The organism is Pseudooceanicola atlanticus, from assembly GCF_000768315.1.
Classification (GTDB): Bacteria; Pseudomonadota; Alphaproteobacteria; order Rhodobacterales; family Rhodobacteraceae; genus Pseudooceanicola; species Pseudooceanicola atlanticus.
In genome coordinates this window covers 1-16,338 of sequence record NZ_AQQX01000018.1, presented here as the reverse complement: position 1 = coordinate 16,338, position 16,338 = coordinate 1, and the positions used below count along the sequence as shown (strand labels likewise).

9 protein-coding genes are annotated in these 16,338 nt (G+C 57.0%); 8 read left to right on the top strand and 1 reads right to left on the bottom strand.

Annotated features, from left to right (window positions below; genetic code table 11):
• Positions 1-2: 2 nt before the first annotated feature.
• Positions 3-1,997, top strand: a complete 1,995-nt coding sequence (locus ATO9_RS20985; RefSeq protein WP_043754090.1) for a type IV secretory system conjugative DNA transfer family protein — start codon at positions 3-5, stop codon at positions 1,995-1,997.
• A gap of 3 nt (positions 1,998-2,000) precedes the next feature.
• On the opposite strand, the gene ATO9_RS20980 is transcribed toward ATO9_RS20985, so the two are convergent.
• Positions 2,001-2,795 (bottom strand): BrxR family transcriptional regulator, encoded by a 795-nt coding sequence (locus tag ATO9_RS20980; protein WP_043754087.1) that lies wholly within the window; start codon positions 2,793-2,795, stop codon positions 2,001-2,003.
• Between the two features lie 77 nt (positions 2,796-2,872).
• Here ATO9_RS20980 and ATO9_RS20975 point away from each other — a divergent pair, with 77 nt between their 5' ends.
• From ATO9_RS20975 to ATO9_RS24015, 7 genes are all read left to right on the top strand, one after another.
• Positions 2,873-4,015 carry an exonuclease SbcCD subunit D gene (locus tag ATO9_RS20975; RefSeq protein WP_043754083.1) on the top strand — a complete coding sequence of 381 codons (1,143 nt, stop codon included), beginning with the start codon at positions 2,873-2,875 and terminating at the stop codon, positions 4,013-4,015.
• A complete protein-coding gene (locus tag ATO9_RS20970; RefSeq protein ID WP_043754081.1) occupies positions 4,012-7,086 on the top strand; it encodes an AAA family ATPase in 3,075 nt (1,024 codons plus the stop codon). Before ATO9_RS20975 ends, ATO9_RS20970 begins: the two co-directional genes overlap by 4 nt.
• A 415-nt stretch (positions 7,087-7,501) precedes the next feature.
• Positions 7,502-10,030, top strand: a complete 2,529-nt coding sequence (locus tag ATO9_RS20965; RefSeq protein WP_081979700.1) for a tellurite resistance TerB family protein — start codon at positions 7,502-7,504, stop codon at positions 10,028-10,030.
• Positions 10,023-11,330 (top strand): ATP-binding protein, encoded by a 1,308-nt coding sequence (locus ATO9_RS20960; RefSeq protein WP_043754077.1) that lies wholly within the window; start codon positions 10,023-10,025, stop codon positions 11,328-11,330. The genes ATO9_RS20965 and ATO9_RS20960 overlap by 8 nt, the downstream gene beginning before the upstream one ends.
• A 5-nt stretch (positions 11,331-11,335) precedes the next feature.
• The gene (locus tag ATO9_RS20955) at positions 11,336-13,507 is read left to right on the top strand and encodes a DEAD/DEAH box helicase (protein WP_043754075.1); all 2,172 of its coding nucleotides are present in this window, start codon (positions 11,336-11,338) and stop codon (positions 13,505-13,507) included.
• Positions 13,508-13,602: 95 nt separating this feature from the next.
• The gene (locus ATO9_RS20950; RefSeq protein ID WP_043754170.1) at positions 13,603-15,810 is read left to right on the top strand and encodes a hypothetical protein; all 2,208 of its coding nucleotides are present in this window, start codon (positions 13,603-13,605) and stop codon (positions 15,808-15,810) included.
• 11 nt (positions 15,811-15,821) lie between these two features.
• Positions 15,822-16,292, top strand: coding sequence for a competence protein CoiA (locus tag ATO9_RS24015; RefSeq protein ID WP_081979699.1), 471 nt, complete (start codon positions 15,822-15,824; stop codon positions 16,290-16,292).
• Positions 16,293-16,338 lie beyond the last annotated feature (46 nt).

Sequence of the window (16,338 nt, the reverse complement as noted above, 5' to 3'; positions counted from 1 at the left end):
CCATGGGAAAAGCGCGGATCGCCACGGGCGTCCTTCTGGTGACGCTTGTGAGTGGGGCCATGGGCTATACCATCGCCTCGGCGGTGCTGACCTACCAGGATCTCGGCTTCGGGGCCGAGATCGACTTTGCCTATATCGCGCAGAACTACATGGCGATCCTGGACCGCCGCCCGGAGGATGCCCAACTCATTCACCTGATCATCGGCAGCTTTGCCGCCGCCGGCCTGATGCTGAGCCTCGCCCTCTCGGGATCGGCCCTCACACGGTTTGGCCAGACGCATTGGCAGAGTGCGCGCGAGATGAAGGCCAATGGGTTTTTCGGGGCGCCCGGGACCGGGTTCATCCTCGGCAAGCTGGGGACGCCTGGCTCTCGCGCCAATTACATTTGCTCGAAGGTTTTCCCGCATGCGCTGATCGTGGCGCCCACGGGCCGCGGCAAGACCACGGGCTTCGTCATTCCGAACCTGCTGACCTGGCAGGGCTCCGCCGTGACGCTCGATGTGAAGGGCGAGTGTTTCGAGGCCACGGCCCGGCACCGCGCAGCCCAAGGCGACAAGGTCTATCGCTTTGCCCCCACCGATTGGGAGGGCAAGCGCACGCATCGCTACAACCCGCTCCTGCGCATCTATCAACTGAAAGATCCCGCGCGCCAGCAGATGGAATTGCAGCTTCTTGCGACGCTCTTCCTGCAAAGCGACAACGACCGGGTGCAGGGCCTCCTCAAAGGCGGGATCGATCTCTTCGTCGCGGCAGGGCTCTTGGCGTTCCAGCGCAAGCGCCCGACCTTGGGCGAAATCTACCGCATCGCTGCCTCGGGCGGGAACAAGCAGAAGGAGTATTCCGCGCGGGGGCATGAGGTCGATAACAGGGCCGCCAAGCTGATCTTCACGCGGCTCGCCTCGACCAACAACGACACGCTGACGTCCTACGTCTCGCTCCTGATGACCTCGGGGCTCGATCAATGGCAGAACCCGGCCATCGATGAGGCGACGGCGGTGTCGGACTTTGATTTCCGCACGATCCGCAAGAAACCCTTCTCGGTCTATCTTGTGGTCCAGCCGCTGATGGTGAAGCCGCTCGCGCCGCTGATCCGGCTGTTCTTTTCCGATCTCCTCTCCGCCATGCAGGAGAAAGACCCCGGACCTGACGAACCCTGGCCCGTGATGATCATGCTGGACGAGTTCAACCGCCTCGGCAAGATGCCCATTGTGGTCGAGAGTATCGAGACCTTGCGGACCTATCGCGGACATTTGGCCGTCGTCACCCAGACCATCCCCGCCCTCGATGAAATCTACGGCGAGAACACCCGCCGCGCTCTGCAAGGCAACGCCGGCGTGAAGCTCTACCTTACGCCCTCGGATGAAAAAACCGTCGAGGAGCTGAGCAAGGCGGTCGGCAAGACCACCAAAACCGTCATCACGCGCTCTCAGTCTATCGGCAAGAACCCCTTCGAAGGGCGCAGCCAGTCCACACGGACCGAAGAGAGCTCTCTGCTACCCGAAGATGAGGCCCGCCGCCTGCCGCTCGACGAGATCGTCATGGTGATCGATGCGCAAATGCCGGTCCGGGCGAAGCGGATCCAGTATTTCGACGACCGGCTGTTCAAGGCGATCTACGCGGCGCAGACAGGCGAGTTGCCGTTTCCGGAGCCGGGGGGAGGCGGATCACAGGGTACGCTGCCGCTGAGTATGCGCGCCATGCCGATGACGCCGCCAGCGAAAGGGTCAGGCGGATCCGAGGCCGATATCGAGGCAGCAGACCAGGCTGCTGCAGGTCAGCCGTCAGCGCATGTCGTGCCAAAGAAGACCGCGCCCGTCGTTCAAGCCGTCATCGCTGAGGAACAGCGGCAGATGGAGATGGATTTTGAGGGCCCGGTCGCGGATGCCGAGACCACGAGCGTCGTGGGTGAGGCGCAGATGCGTTCCGCCGTCGATGGTCTCGATATGTTAGAGGCAACTATGGAGCGGAGCAAGAACGGCGTACGAGAAGGGATCTAGTTATCATATTGGTTCGTAGTCCGTTTTCGCGCGCTCAAGCCGTGCACCTACGGTATCCAACCCCCATCGACGATCAAAAAAGAATTCCAGCGCTTTTCTGGTTTCGACACGGAGCCATTCGCCTTCAAAGCCGAATTCACGTCTGACGACCTTTGCTTGCTCATCTGAAAGTCCTGTTTTTGGTCGCAGCCAAATGATTGCTCGAGTATTCCAGTCCACGTCCTCCGGCAGAGGCTTGTCTATGGGTTTCTCCTCGAACGAGCTGTCAGGATCGATGCGGATCGGGAGGTAGTTCCGATATTCACCGCGTTTGAAACTGTGGGCACGCAAGTGCACGCTTTCACCATCGGACGTGAAGCGGGTCGGTGCGATCCACTGCCCTTCGTCGGCACCGGACGACATTGATGTGTATCGGACGTGGACGGCGTTCCCCGACCTGATTGCTTGATGAAGAAACGCGATGGTCCTTTGATCTGCCTTCCGTTCCGGTCGCGGCAACGCGGACGAAGGCGTGTCTTCATCGACGCCCGCCAAGATATCGAATGCTTCGGTCAGGCCGGATGGTGCCAATGCCTCGTGCTCGCTCGCAGCTATGTATGTCTTTCGCACCGGATCATAGGTCGGCGGTGAACTGTGCGCGAGACCAAGATAGACACGGAAGTCCAGCGCTGCCTGCGCGGTCGAAATACCGAAGTGGTCGATCAGATCCTTGCGGTTTGCCATACCCCGCCAAGTCAGGCAGCGGTCCAGAAAGATCAGGCGCTCTCTCTGCGCATGTTTGAGGTCGTCGAGCTTCATGTGCGCATCCCTACCTTGACTCTGGCCTGTATGTCCATCTAGAAAATATACGAATAAAAAATATACGAGTTATTGCCATGAGGATTCTCCACACCGCCGACCTCCATCTCGGGCGTCAGTTCAACGGGATTCCTCTTGATGCCGATCACGCAGCAATTCTCGACCAGATCGTTTCGGCGATCACCTCTCGCGACGTTGATGTTCTTGTAATTGCAGGAGATATTTTTGACCGGGCTGCCCCGCCGACGTCTGCCGTGCGACAGTTCAATGGGTTCTTGGCGCGCGTTGCCTCAGAGACCGACGCGGCCGTGGTGATGATCGCCGGCAATCACGACTCTGGTGATCGAATCGCATCCATGGCGATCATGACAGACACACGACGCGCTTTGATACGTGGGGCTATCAGTGCGGACGAGAAGCCGCTGTTACTTACGGACGCCCACGGACCTGTGGCGTTCACGGGGTTGCCGTTCGCCTACGAGTATGCCGCCCGTGAATGTTTTTCCGACGAAGCTCTCCACGCGCCCGAGGACGTTCTCGCCGCTCAGGTGGCTTGCGGTCGGCGTAACATTCCCGATGGTACGCGTTGGGTCGTCGTTTCGCATGCTTTCGTAGCCGGGGCTTCGAGCAGCGAAAGTGAACGACCTCTCACTAGGGTCGGCGGCATCGAGACCGTCAGTTCGGCCGTGTTCGAGGGTGCCCACTATGTGGCTCTTGGCCATCTGCACCGGCCGCAATCGGTTGGTGCCCCTCATATCCGGTACTCGGGATCGCCATTAGCTTTCGGGTTTGATGAATCTGACTGCCAGAAGTCGATGAGCCTCGTCGAGATCGATGCAGTCGGGCAAACCACGATTGAGATCATTCCTTTCACACCCATTCGCCAAGTGCGCGTCTTGAAGGGACGTCACGCAGAACTTCTCCTCGCAGATCGATCTGACGATTTTATCAAAGCCGTGCTTACCGATGATGCGCCTGTGATCGATGGAATGAAGCGCATCCGCGACGTGTTCCCGAACGCCTGTGAACTTATCTACGAGCGGGATGAACAGGCGCAAGAAGTAAAGTCTTTAACGGGACGTGCCCTGGCGGTCGCGAACCCTGTCGAAGTCATTGGCGACTTCGTTGAACACGTGCGGGACGAAGGGTTCTCAGAGAAGGAACTGGAGGTCGTAGCGTCGGCACTCGGTCGCCTGTGTGAGGCGGAGGATGTCCAATGAGACCGGTTCGGCTAACACTTCAGGCGTTCGGTCCCTATCCAGGTCGGGTGGTTATCGACTTTCGGGATGCCGTCGAGGCGGGTCTTTTCGGCATCTACGGACAAACAGGATCAGGTAAATCGACCATCTTCAGCGCGATGACCTTTGCGCTCTTTGGCGAAGCGGCGAAGGCAGAGCAAGACGCTCCTTCGTTGCGCTCGGATCACGCAGATCCGGATATAATAACCGAGGCGGAGTTCGTGTTCGACATTGGTGAGCGGCGATATGTTGTGCTTCGCCGACCCGACCAGATGCGGCCCAAGGCACGCGGTGAAGGCGAGACGCGGAGCGCACACGAAGCTTACCTGTTCGATGCGACCGGAATGGCGCTGGACGCAATCACAGATGCGGCACGGGGCAAGATCTTGGCCGAGAAGAAGGTGCGCGACGTCGACGCGGCTGTTGTTGAGATGCTTGGATATGGCTCCGAGCAATTTCGCCAGATCGTCCTCCTGCCGCAAGGGCGCTTCGAGAAATTCCTTTCGGCCAAGACGAAAGAGCGCCTCGAAATCCTGCGAGAACTCTTCGATGTCTCGCTGTACGAGAAGCTCATGGCCGATCTCAAGTCGGCAGCCGATGAGGCTGAACGGCAGGTGCGGGATGAACGTGCGCTATGCGCCAGACAGCTCGCCGCAGAAGGATTCGAAAGCACTGATGCACTGATTTCGGGCATCGAAGCCGCAACTGGGAAATGCGCAGAGCTACGCGCGAACGAAGAAACCGGGAAGGCGACGGCGGAAGCTGCCGAGAAAGCAGTGCGTCAGGCGGAGGCGATCGAAGAAAAATTCGCGACGGCCGAAAAGATGAACGAACGGCTTCGCGCACTTGAGGCGCAGAAGGGCGATGTCGAGACGCTTTCTGAGCAGGTCCGACAAGCCGAGCGCGCACGCGGTCTGATCGATGTCGAGGAACGAGTAGGGGATGCCGAACGTGAGGTTGGTGAAGCCGAGGGTGCGCGCAAGAAGGCTGACGAGGCCAGCGAGCTTGCTTCCAGAGAAGCAGAAAAGGCGGCAGAGGCGCTCCGGCGCGAGGACGATCGTGCCGATGAGGTCGAAACCCTGCGCCGGAGAAGTGATGAACTGGAGAGGTATGGTCGAATCCTCGAGGCAGCGGCCGATAGCAATAAGGCAGTCGAAACCGCGCTGAAAGAGCAGCGAGACGCCGACAACGCTTTTCAGGCAGCAAAGGCACAACTGACCGAACTGCAGGAGAAGCGCACCTCGAAAAGCGCAGAGCTAAAAGCTGCGCGCGAAACGGAGGCGAAGCGCGCCGAGATCGCGGATCGGCGCGCAGAACTCGAAAAACGGCATCTGGCAGCCAAGTCCTACGAGGGCGCTTTGCAGGATGTCGCAACGGCTCAGGACGCTGTCGCAGAACAACTGCGGACGTCGGAAGCTGCGACCGGAAAGGCCGAGAAGGCGCGAGATGATTATGAGACGGCCGAACGGGATCTAGCGGCAGCACAGGCGCTTCACCTCGCGACGAGATTGGAAGCAGGGTCGCCATGTCCGGTCTGCGGCGCAACCGAACATCCTGCGCCGGCGACTGGCGAGATCGGTAGTGCCGGCCTGGACAAGGCATTCCGAGAGTCACGAGAAGCATGGCTGGCCGCCGATCGCGAAGCCCGGCAAGCCGGCGAAGCACTGGTCGGCGTGCAAGCGACGCTTGACGAGCGACGGAAACGCTTGTCCACCCTTGAGCCGCCAGAGGCGCGTGCGGACGTCATCGCGGCGCAGATCGGTCGTGAGGACGCAGCACTCGCAGCGCTTGGTCCCCGGGTCGACATCCTTGCCGCGGAGGCCGGGATTGAGGAACTGGGACGGCAGGTCGAGGAACTGGAGCGGAAACGCGATGAGTTGCGGGACAGCTTCGATGAGCGGCGGAACAAGGCTACTGAGGCCAAGGCGACTCGCGACGGCAAGCTTGCCGAGGTGCCTGAGGACCTGCGCGATGTCACGGCGCTCGCGGCCACACTGAAGAAGGTGACCGAGTCGCTGGAGTCACTTCAGGCGGCGCGGATCGCGGCAGACAAAGCGCTGAAATCCGCGCGCGAAATGGCACTCGGCGCGGATAAGGATATTGAAAGCGCAAATAAGGCGCTCGTGGACTGTAAGGCGCGCCATCAAAAGGCGGTTGAGGTCTTCCGGACGAGACTGGCTGGAGCTGGCCTCACAGCAGAGGCCTTTCAGTCTCTCAAGTCAGCCATCGAAACTCTCAATGAAGATAGAGAAACGGTCGAGACCTACCGGCGTGAGCACAAGAGTGCGTCTGATGCAGTCACAGATGCTACCTCTGCGATTGAAGGCATGCCCCGGCCTGACATCGAAGCGCTGCGGGAAACGCACCAGACCCATGCTGAGGCACTCGGCAGGGTGACCGAAGAACGCATCGCCGCCCAGACCCGTGTCGATCATTTGGATCGGCTTAGAAAGGGGATTGAAGAGACGCTGCGCAAGCTTGACGAAGCCGAAGCGGCATCAGGCCCGCTGCGCGGACTAGCTGCGCTGGTGAACGGGCAGAACTCGCAAAGACTGACCCTGGAGACATTCGCGATAGGCGCGATGTTCGACCAGATTCTGGAAGCGGCAAACTTACGCTTCGGCCCAATGACAAACTATCAGTATAGTCTTGAGCGCGAGATGGAGAATGGAGGGCGAGGTAAGCGAGGCCTTGGAACACAGGTGTTTGACGCGCACACCGGGAAATCACGCGCTACAAGCACACTCTCAGGCGGCGAGACGTTCATTGCAGCACTCGCTCTCGCACTGGGTCTTGCCGACGTGGTCGAAGCGGCGAGCGGCAAGGTCCGGCTCGACACGATTTTTATCGACGAAGGGTTTGGAAGCCTCGACACCGAAAACGGGTCCGGCACGCTCGACCAAGTCCTACAGGTCCTCAACTCTATCGTCCGACAGAACCGTGCGGTGGGTCTGATTTCGCATGTACCGCTCGTCCAGGAGGCGATCCCAAACGGCTTCTATGTCAGAAAAGGGATGTCTGGGAGTAGTATTGAGGAAAGGGGAGTGGTCTGATGGTTCCTCGTTGGTTTCGACGGCGAGCTCATTCGCGGCGCTTGCCAAATGGTGGCACTACCGACGTTCGAGAAAGCTGGGTCTTACTGTCTTCTTCGAATGCAAAGCGCCAGCGCAGTTTCCGGCATCAGTGCCCCATATGCGGTGCAGACGTGGTCACGGTCCGTATGCCCAATGGTGGCAGCGCTCATTTTGAGGGCGCGAAGGGATTGTATAGGATCAAGCACCCATGTTTGCATGTTGGCGAAGGTTTGAGCCGAGTGCGTGACACGAACACGCCTGACCTCTTCGAAAACTGGTGAAATGTGCACCCCCACTGGGGATTCGATTGTTCTAGCAGAGAAAAATCGCCTAGAGGTTGAGAGGCGGGCGCCGTTCTCTTGAGATCGAACTGGCCAGTTAGGAGATTTTATTGATGAGTCTTGTATGGAAGGTTTTTCGCGTTACATTTTTTTTAGCGATTTATTTCTTTGCTGCTTTGTTAATTATTGCACTTGCATTGCAGTCATGGTCGGACGGCAGCCAAGTTCTTTTTGCATTGGGAGCGCCCATCTTTTTGGTTTGGTGGCAAGAAAGGCGGCGATCTAGAAAAATTGCCGCTACAAATGGCGGCGCAAAGAGTTCGGAAACAACAGAAACGAATTCAGCGCTGGTAGCGCCTCCAAATGCATATGAAAAACGTGTCGAGCGTGAACGCGAACGAACTCGCGAAGCCAATGTTTCCAGAGCATCGGCTGCGACTCAAGCCTATTCCCCACCGAAGCAGGACTACGCTGAGATCGTTCGCGCTGGAAAGTCTGCGGCGCCAGCTCTTGCGGCAGCCGCTGAAAGAAAACAATCTGGGCGAGTTGCATCGAGCAGGTCGTCCCGAACAAAGAAAAGCGGGTGGGTCCCCTCTAGCGAAACAGCTAGCGTCGCCGGTCGCAACATCGGCGGGATGGTCTATGTTGGCACGCCTCCCTTGCTGAACTCTTACGGGTATCGCGACAAATGCCGAGCCTATATCGATCCATCCCTGCCGGTCGCGCGCTCGGGCAGGGACAAGGCTGGCGATGGCATGCCGTATTGGCCCGGATACTCGGATATCTCACCCCAGTGTCGAGCAACCTACTTGGAGTGGTTGGCAACTGGGCGAAGCGACGCCTCCTATAACCCCGGCTACATGTTCCTGTACTTCTACGGGCTGGAGCGTCGCTTCTTCGTCGATCAGTCGAACGAAGATGCAAAGGAGATCGTCCAGGAAGTTCGGCGGCTGCAGTCACTCTACCCTGATAACCATTCCGTCAGGCGGTATTTGGGCGAGTTCCTCGATATCGCAATGATTGCCGAAACCGACCTTGACGCTATCGAGCCGATTTTCGAGAAGCAGGGCTGGGAACTTCCGTTCTCACTCAAATACGCAATCGGAGCCCAGATCGACAAAGGCGAGAACCTGACGGCTGACTGGTTGCTGAGTTGGTTCATCTGCCATCCGGAAACAAATCTGAGAACTCCCGCGACGCGGTGCCGTGACGAGTTCGCCGCTCTTTTCCGTATGCGGTTTGATCGGCGTTTTCCTGATGGGCTCAAAGTGACAAAACCCCGGAAATCACTCACGGCATCCTATCGCGCCGCCTCCAGCGAGTTTCAGGGATCTGCCAACCCAACCGTTGATGGCAAGCCGGTCCCGGATATTTCCGGCCTGCGCAAACCGGTCGAGATTGCCCAGGAGTTGGCTGACGAGGTGATGAACGATCTCGACAAGCTCAGTCGCTTCTTGGGCCGAAATCCTGATGGTCGCGGAAGCGTTGAAGCGCATGCCTTGCTGCCTTCTGAACTGTGGGATGCCTTCCCATCAGAGGAAATGGACCACTTGAAATCTTGGGCAAGCGATATTGTCGATCGGGGGGGATTGGTGCCGCTTGAGGAGGTGATCGGGCGTCTGGAGGGAGAAACGAACGAGAAGATCGGGAAACGGCAAATGACTGGAGCCGCCGACGCGCTCGCGCGCCTCGGTTTCGGTCTGGCACCCGACCCTCGGTTTGCTCTCCGGTCGCCCAAGGCGGAGGAGCCCGTTGTGCTTTTTAGTCTGGGTGAACCCATCGAAAGACTGGAGGAAGTTTCCGACAGCTATCGAAGCGCCTTGATCGAATTGGCACTTGGGTCGTTCGTCGTCCATGCGGATGGTCGCATCGCGGAGCCTGAACGCAGGGCGTTGGAAGATCAGGTTTCTGCCGCGACCCTCAGCGATCAGGAACGCCGCAGGCTGCGTGCAAACCTTGAATGGTTCCTAGCCGTGCCACCGGACATGGCGCTTCTGCGACGGAAACTGAAGGAGGTGGGCCAAGACAACCAGGCCGCCATGCGGGCAGCGCTGGTTGGTGCAGCACATGCCGATGGCATTATTCACTCCGACGAAGTCGCAAGCATCGAGAAAGTCTACAAGGCTTTGGGCCTTGATCCTGCGCTGGCCTACTCGGACCTGCATGCTGGCGAAGTTTCGGATGGTCCCCGCACTGTTCGTGCGTCGCAACCAGGTCGCCCGGGCGAAGCGATACCCGAGCTTGAAAAAGCCAGCGGACCCAAACTCGACGCGTCGCGGATCGCAGCAATCCGTTCGGACACTGAGCGCGTGTCGTCTGTCCTTGGGCAGATTTTCGACGTCGAAGAGGAAGAAAGTGGTGCGTCCGGGCCCGCCAGCCAAAGCCAGCTGGCGGGGCTTGACTCGAAACACGGCGCCCTTGTCCTCGAACTAGTTACTCGTGAGCATTGGTCTGAAACGGAGTTCGAGACGATCTGCGCCTCGCATGGCTTGATGGCGTCCGGGGCACTGGAAGTCGTGAATGAATGGGCTTTTGAGACCTACGATGAAGCGCTTCTCGACGAGTATGATGGATATGACGTGTCTCCGGAGATTGCGGAGGCGGTAAAAGAAAAGATGAGTGCGGAGGGCAGGGATGTCTAAGTTGAAACCACGTGAACGCGATGCAATCGTACAGGCGCTTCGGGCCGGGGTCGTGCCCAAGCTCGGTTTGCGCCATATTCAGGTCGGCCGCGTCCGGGAGATTGAAGAGCTCGTCAAGGACATGGACCGGATATCAGATGGCGGATCGGCGATCCGGTTCATCATCGGGGAATACGGATCGGGCAAGACGTTCTTCATGAACCTGATTCGCCTCGTGGCCTTGGAGAAAGGCCTGGTCGTGATGTTCGCGGATCTGGCGCCGGATCGCCGCATTCACGCGACCGGCGGACAAGCTCGGGGGCTTTATGCGGAGATGGCCCGAAACCTCTCGACGCGGACAAAGCCCGATGGCGGGGCATTGGCCAGCGTGGTGGAACGGTTTGTCAGCCAAGCTCACCGAGATGCTGAAGAACGGGATTTGCCCACTGGGACCGTCATTCGTGAACGCCTTGGCCACTTTGAAGAACTTACCGGAGGGTTTGAGTTCGCCGAAGTCATCCGTCGATATTGGGAAGGCCATGAGACCGGCGACGACGAGTTGAAATCCGCAGCCCTGAGATGGCTGCGCGGCGAGTTCGCGACACGCACCGACGCGCGCAAAGCGCTTGGTGTGCGAACGATCATCGACGACGCCAGTGTCTATGACCATCTGAAGCTTATGTCGGCATTTGTGGGCGAGGCCGGTTACAAAGGCTTGCTCGTCGGCCTCGACGAGATGGTGAACCTCTACAAGCTCACCTCGTCGCAGGCCCGCAATGCAAACTATGAACAGATCCTCCGGATCCTGAACGATGTGCTGCAGGGTAGCGCCGAGAACCTCGGATTTCTCATGGGTGGAACCCCGGAGTTTCTGATGAACACCCGTCGTGGGCTCTATAGCTACGAAGCCCTTCAGTCGCGTTTGGCCGAAAATACCTTCGCGCGAGACGGATTGGTCGACCTTTCAGGACCGGTTGTCCGGCTCGCCAGCCTGACCCCTGAAGACCTTTTCGTACTTCTGGCCAATGTCCGGCGGATCATGCAGGACGATGCCAGTGTTCTGCCGGACGCCGCACTCGAGGCATTCATGGCGCATTGCTCGGACCGGATCGGTGAAGCTTACTTCCGCACCCCGCGCAATACGGTGACGGCCTTCGTGAACCTGCTTTCCGTGCTCGAGCAAAACCCCGGTGTCGAGTGGAGCGATCTGATCGAAAAGATCGAAGTCTCCGAAGACCTCGGCGAAGACATGACCGAGGTAGACGAGTCGACTGGTGCCCAAGACCCCGGTGACGATGATCTGATCAGCTTCAAGCTCTGACGCCGATGAGCAGTGCGTTCGACAAACTGGCGAGACCTGTGCAGAAATGGATACGCCAGCAAGGATGGCGCGAACTTCGCGACATCCAGGCGCGATCCATCCGGACGATCTGCGAGACCAATACCGATTTGATCGTTGCGGCGTCCACGGCGGGCGGAAAGACCGAGGCGGCGTTCCTGCCGTTGATTTCACAGGTGCTTGACGAGCCGTCCGACGGCACCGGCTTCGACCTGCTCTACATCGGTCCGCTGAAAGCCTTGATCACGGACCAGGCCATGCGGCTGGAGGGCATGTGCCAAGAAGCAGAGCTTCCGGTTATTCCCTGGCACGGGGATGTCTCGCAATCCGTCAAGACGCGGGCGTTGAAATCTCCGAAAGGGATCCTGCTGATAACCCCAGAGTCCCTTGAGGCGCTTTTAATTCGTCGCGGTTTGGAAATCCCTCGCCTGTTTGGGGCCACGCGGGCGGTCGTTATCGACGAACTGCACACAGTCCTGGACAGCGAACGCGGTGTTCAGCTTCGTTCACTGCTCACAAGGCTCGAGCTTGCGATAAAGCGTCCAGTCCGTCGGATAGGTCTGTCAGCGACGCTGGGGGACATGGACCTCGCCAAGGCCTATCTTCGCCCTGACGCAGCAAGCTCTGTCCAGCTGATCGAAGCAAATGGCGGCGAAGCTGAATTGAAGCTTCAGCTTCGCGGCTACCTCTCAGGCGATGAAGATGACAATAGTCCATCCGCAACTGACGCCATAGCAGCCCATCTGTTCAAGCATCTTCGAGGCAGTGACAACCTGGTCTTCGCCGGGGCGCGCCAACGGGTCGAGATTTACGCAGATCGGTTGCGGGAGCTTTGCGAACGGGAGCACCTGCCACAGGAATTCTATCCCCACCACGCGAGCCTCTCCAGAGAACACCGTGACTTCGTTGAGCGGCGCTTGAAGGACCCTGCGAGACCGACAACCGCAGTATGCACGTCAACGCTTGAGCTTGGAATCGACATCGGTGACGTGACCTGCGTGGCTCAAATCGGTGCGCCATTCAGCGTTGCGGCTTTGCGACAACGGCTTGGCCGGTCAGGCCGGCGTGAAGGACAACCGGCCATTCTCAGGCAGTACGCTGTCGAAGCCAAATTGACGCCGGAGAGCAGTTTCGTGGATCGTCTTCGCCTCGGCCTGATTAGGTCCATCGCGATGATAGACCTGTTGCTTGAAGGCTGGTGCGAACCACCAAAACCGCAGGCGCTTCATCTCTCGACGCTCGTCCATCAGATACTGTCAGTCATCGCGCAGCGCGGCGGTGCGTCCGCAAGTGTGGTATACAACGTGCTCTGCCGCGAAGGCCCCTTCCGAAAGGTCACGACCGGAGTCTTCGCAGATGTGTTGCGTGCAATTGGACATCCAGAAACCGGCTTGATCGAACAGTCCGGGAGCGGGCTGTTACTTCTGGGACCGACAGGCGAAAAGCTGGTTGAGCATTACAGCTTCTATGCGGTGTTCCAGACACCTGAGGAATTCCGTTTGGTTGCAGAGGGGCGGGATCTTGGAACCCTGCCGATCGACAATGTTCTTGCGCCTGGGATGCTGCTGATATTTTCTGGGCGGCGTTGGGTGGTTCAAGAGATCCATGATCTTGAAAAGGTCATCGTGGTCAAACCCGCGAAGGCCGGTGTGCCTCCTGTCTTCGGCGGAGATGCGGGGGACATTCATGACGAGGTGATAGACCGGATGTTCACCGTGCTGGAGGGGGATATCAGTCCACCCTACATGGAGCCGGTTTCGCTAGCGATGCTTGACGAAGCGCGCGCCCACTATGAGCGACTCGGGTTCCGGACCAAGAACATCCACAGTCTTGGCGAGCATGCATCGATCATTGCAACCCGGGCTGGGACGGTTAAGACGTCAACCTTGGCGCTAGCGCTCAGAAGTATGGGGTTCTTGGTCGAACAGCATGACGGGTTTCTGATGGTGCAGACCGGGGACGAAACACCAGATCTACGCTCAGTGCTGGCAGATATTCGATCTGGCGAACCCGTTGATCTGTTCGCGGGAGCAGGTAACTTCATGTCTGAGAAGTTTCATCCGTACCTGTCGAAGCCGCTCTTGGAGTTGGATGCAGCCAGTTCGAAGCTTGTTCCTCAAATTCTTCCAACGTTGGTTGAAAGGATAATTCAGGCATGAGCGGTGGGAAGCAGAGGTTGTTTCCTTGCATGCTCTGAGCCGCTAGGGCCAAATGCAATGGCCTTTTGGGGCGCAGAGATCATTTGGAGAATGTCGTGGCTGACAAGCTGAACATAAATTTAAGATATTGCTATGGAATTGGAAAACTCGAGGCAGAGCTGGAGTTTAAGCACAAAGGCTACGCGATCTACGCTCCAAACGGTGTTATGAAAACATCGCTTGCGAAGACAATGATGGACCTTTCGGAAGGCAATTCGCCGAAGGACCTGCACTTCCCGAATCGCGAACCTACTTGTGAGATCACCCTGAATGGCGAAGCCATTAAGAAAGAGGAAATTTTCGTCGTTAAATCCTACGATGACAAATTCTCTTCAAGTCAGGTGTCCACTCTTCTTGCGAACGCCGAACTCAGAGCGAAGTACGAGGGAATCCATCAGTCGATTGGCGAAGCAAAGAAGGCTTTGGACAAAGCTCTCAGGAACGCTGCGGGGTTTGGAGAAAGATCACGGGAAAACTTAGACCCGATTATAGAGGATGTATTTGGCCGCAGCTACTATGAGGCACTTTCTGCGATTGAGGACGAGCTCAACGAACTTCATCAATCGGACCTCGGCAAAGCCGACTACAGAATCCTGTATGACCCAAAAGTTCAGCAATTCCTTGCCAGTGAAGATGTGGCGGCTGCGGTCGAAGACTTTGCGCAAAAGTATGACGAGATAACCGAACAATCGCCAATCCTTCGAAGGGATTTTCAGTATCACAATGTCGCCCAGGTTCAGCAGCAGCTCGAAGCGAACAACTTTTTTAACGCTGGACACAGCATCAGCTTGGCGGATGAAAAAACGGATCAGAAGGAAGAGGTTTCATCGGACCAATCTCTTCGCGAGCGAATCGAAGAGGAGAAGCTTCGCGTCTTGAACGATAAGGCGGTGGCGAAGAAATTTGACACATTCAATTCAAAGCTCAAAAACAAGGAGCTGCAGGCTTTCCGAGATTATATCACAGATAACAAACACCTTCTGCCCATGCTCAACGACCGGGAGGGCCTGAAACGTGACCTTTGGATGCAATATCTTCGGGCTGCACTTGATGAATACAAAGCGCTCGTATCCGAGTATCGAGCTGGTCAAAGTGCTCTCGCTGAAATCATCGCAGACGCGGACAGCAGCAGAGGTGATTGGGACGCTGTAGTGGCAGACTTCAATCGTCGCTTTCTCTACCTGCCGTTTGAACTTTCCGTTGAAAATAAGGCCGATGCGATCCTCAAAGGAAGTGCTCCTTCGATTGCTTTCATCATCAAAGATTCAGGTGAAGAGAGGCGTTACGCTTCATCCGAAAAGCAAGAGCTGCTCCGAGCGCTAAGCACAGGTGAAAGTCGCGCACTCTACATCCTTGATATCATGTATGAGGTGTTCGTGCGATGGAAGAACCGCACCAAGACCCTCTTTGTCTTTGACGACATTTCTGACTCGTTTGACTACAAAAACAAGTTCGCGATCATTGATTTCTTAGAGGATGTGACCAAGACCGAAGACACTAATTTCCTTGCCATCGTTCTGACTCACAACTTCGATTTCCTTCGAACAGTTTCAAGCAGAGATATCTGTCCAGCACATCAGTGTCGGCTGGCGTTTCGATCTGATGACGGGATCAAGCTTGAGCCATTCGAGCGGACGGACATCCAGAGTCCGTTTCGTAAGTGGCAAGGCAGGTTGGCCGAACCGTCAGTTCTAATTGCCTATATACCGTTCTTACGTAATTTAATCGAATACACGCTTGGCCCCAAAGATGCCGATGGGAATCCTAATGCTGACTACCTGCAGCTTACCAGGATGCTCCACTTCAAAGATGAAACGGAAGCCCTCACCATCGAGGATTACAAGGACGTGTTCGAACGCCATTTGGCCGGGTGTACATTCCCCGATGTTGATCTGACGCAGCCAGTTATTGAGCATCTTTTCGCGACCGCCGATGAGTGTGAAAAAGTTGCCGATGGCATCAATCTTGAGCACAAGATCGCTCTGTCAATCGCGATCAGAATGCGAGCCGAGCGATACATGGTCGCAAAGATCCGTTCTGCGGAGGCTGAATATGATGTTTCGAATAAACAAACAGGGAAAATATTTCAGAAATTCAAAGACTTGTTTAATAACGAAGCTGAAAAAATAGGCCTTCTACGCCGGGTCAATCTAATCACGCCAGCAAACATACATCTCAATTCCTTTATGTATGAGCCAATCTTAGACATGGGCATGGCCGAGTTAGTGACGTTGTACCAGAACGTAAAGTCAGATTTGAACTAGGCGTGATCGGAATGCGTTTTGCACTTTTGAATGGTCAACGAGTTGAGGCGACGCCTGGTGCCTTGGGCTACTGCCCAGGCTGCAATGCCGCCATGCTAGCTCGATGCGGTACCAAGAAGGTCTGGCATTGGGCGCACAAAGGCCGCCATCATTGTGATCATTGGTGGGAAAACGAAACCGAGTGGCATCGCGACTGGAAGAACCGGTTTTTTACCGACTGGCAAGAGGTGCCAGCTCGCGATGAAACTGGCGAGCTTCATATTGCGGATATCAAAACACCCTATGACCTTGTGATCGAGTTCCAGCACTCTGCTATCAAGTCGGATGAGGTAAGAAAGCGCACAGATTTCTACGGTCAAGTGATTTGGATTATCGATGGAACCCGCCGCCCAACTGATCTGACCCAATATGAACGGATGCTGTCAGAAAACTATCCGGAACGGTTCGACGGCGTAGATATCTACACCGTTTATTGCGAGTGACCTGCCCCCCGCGAAATCCCTCACCTTAATGTAGAGTCTGCGCCAA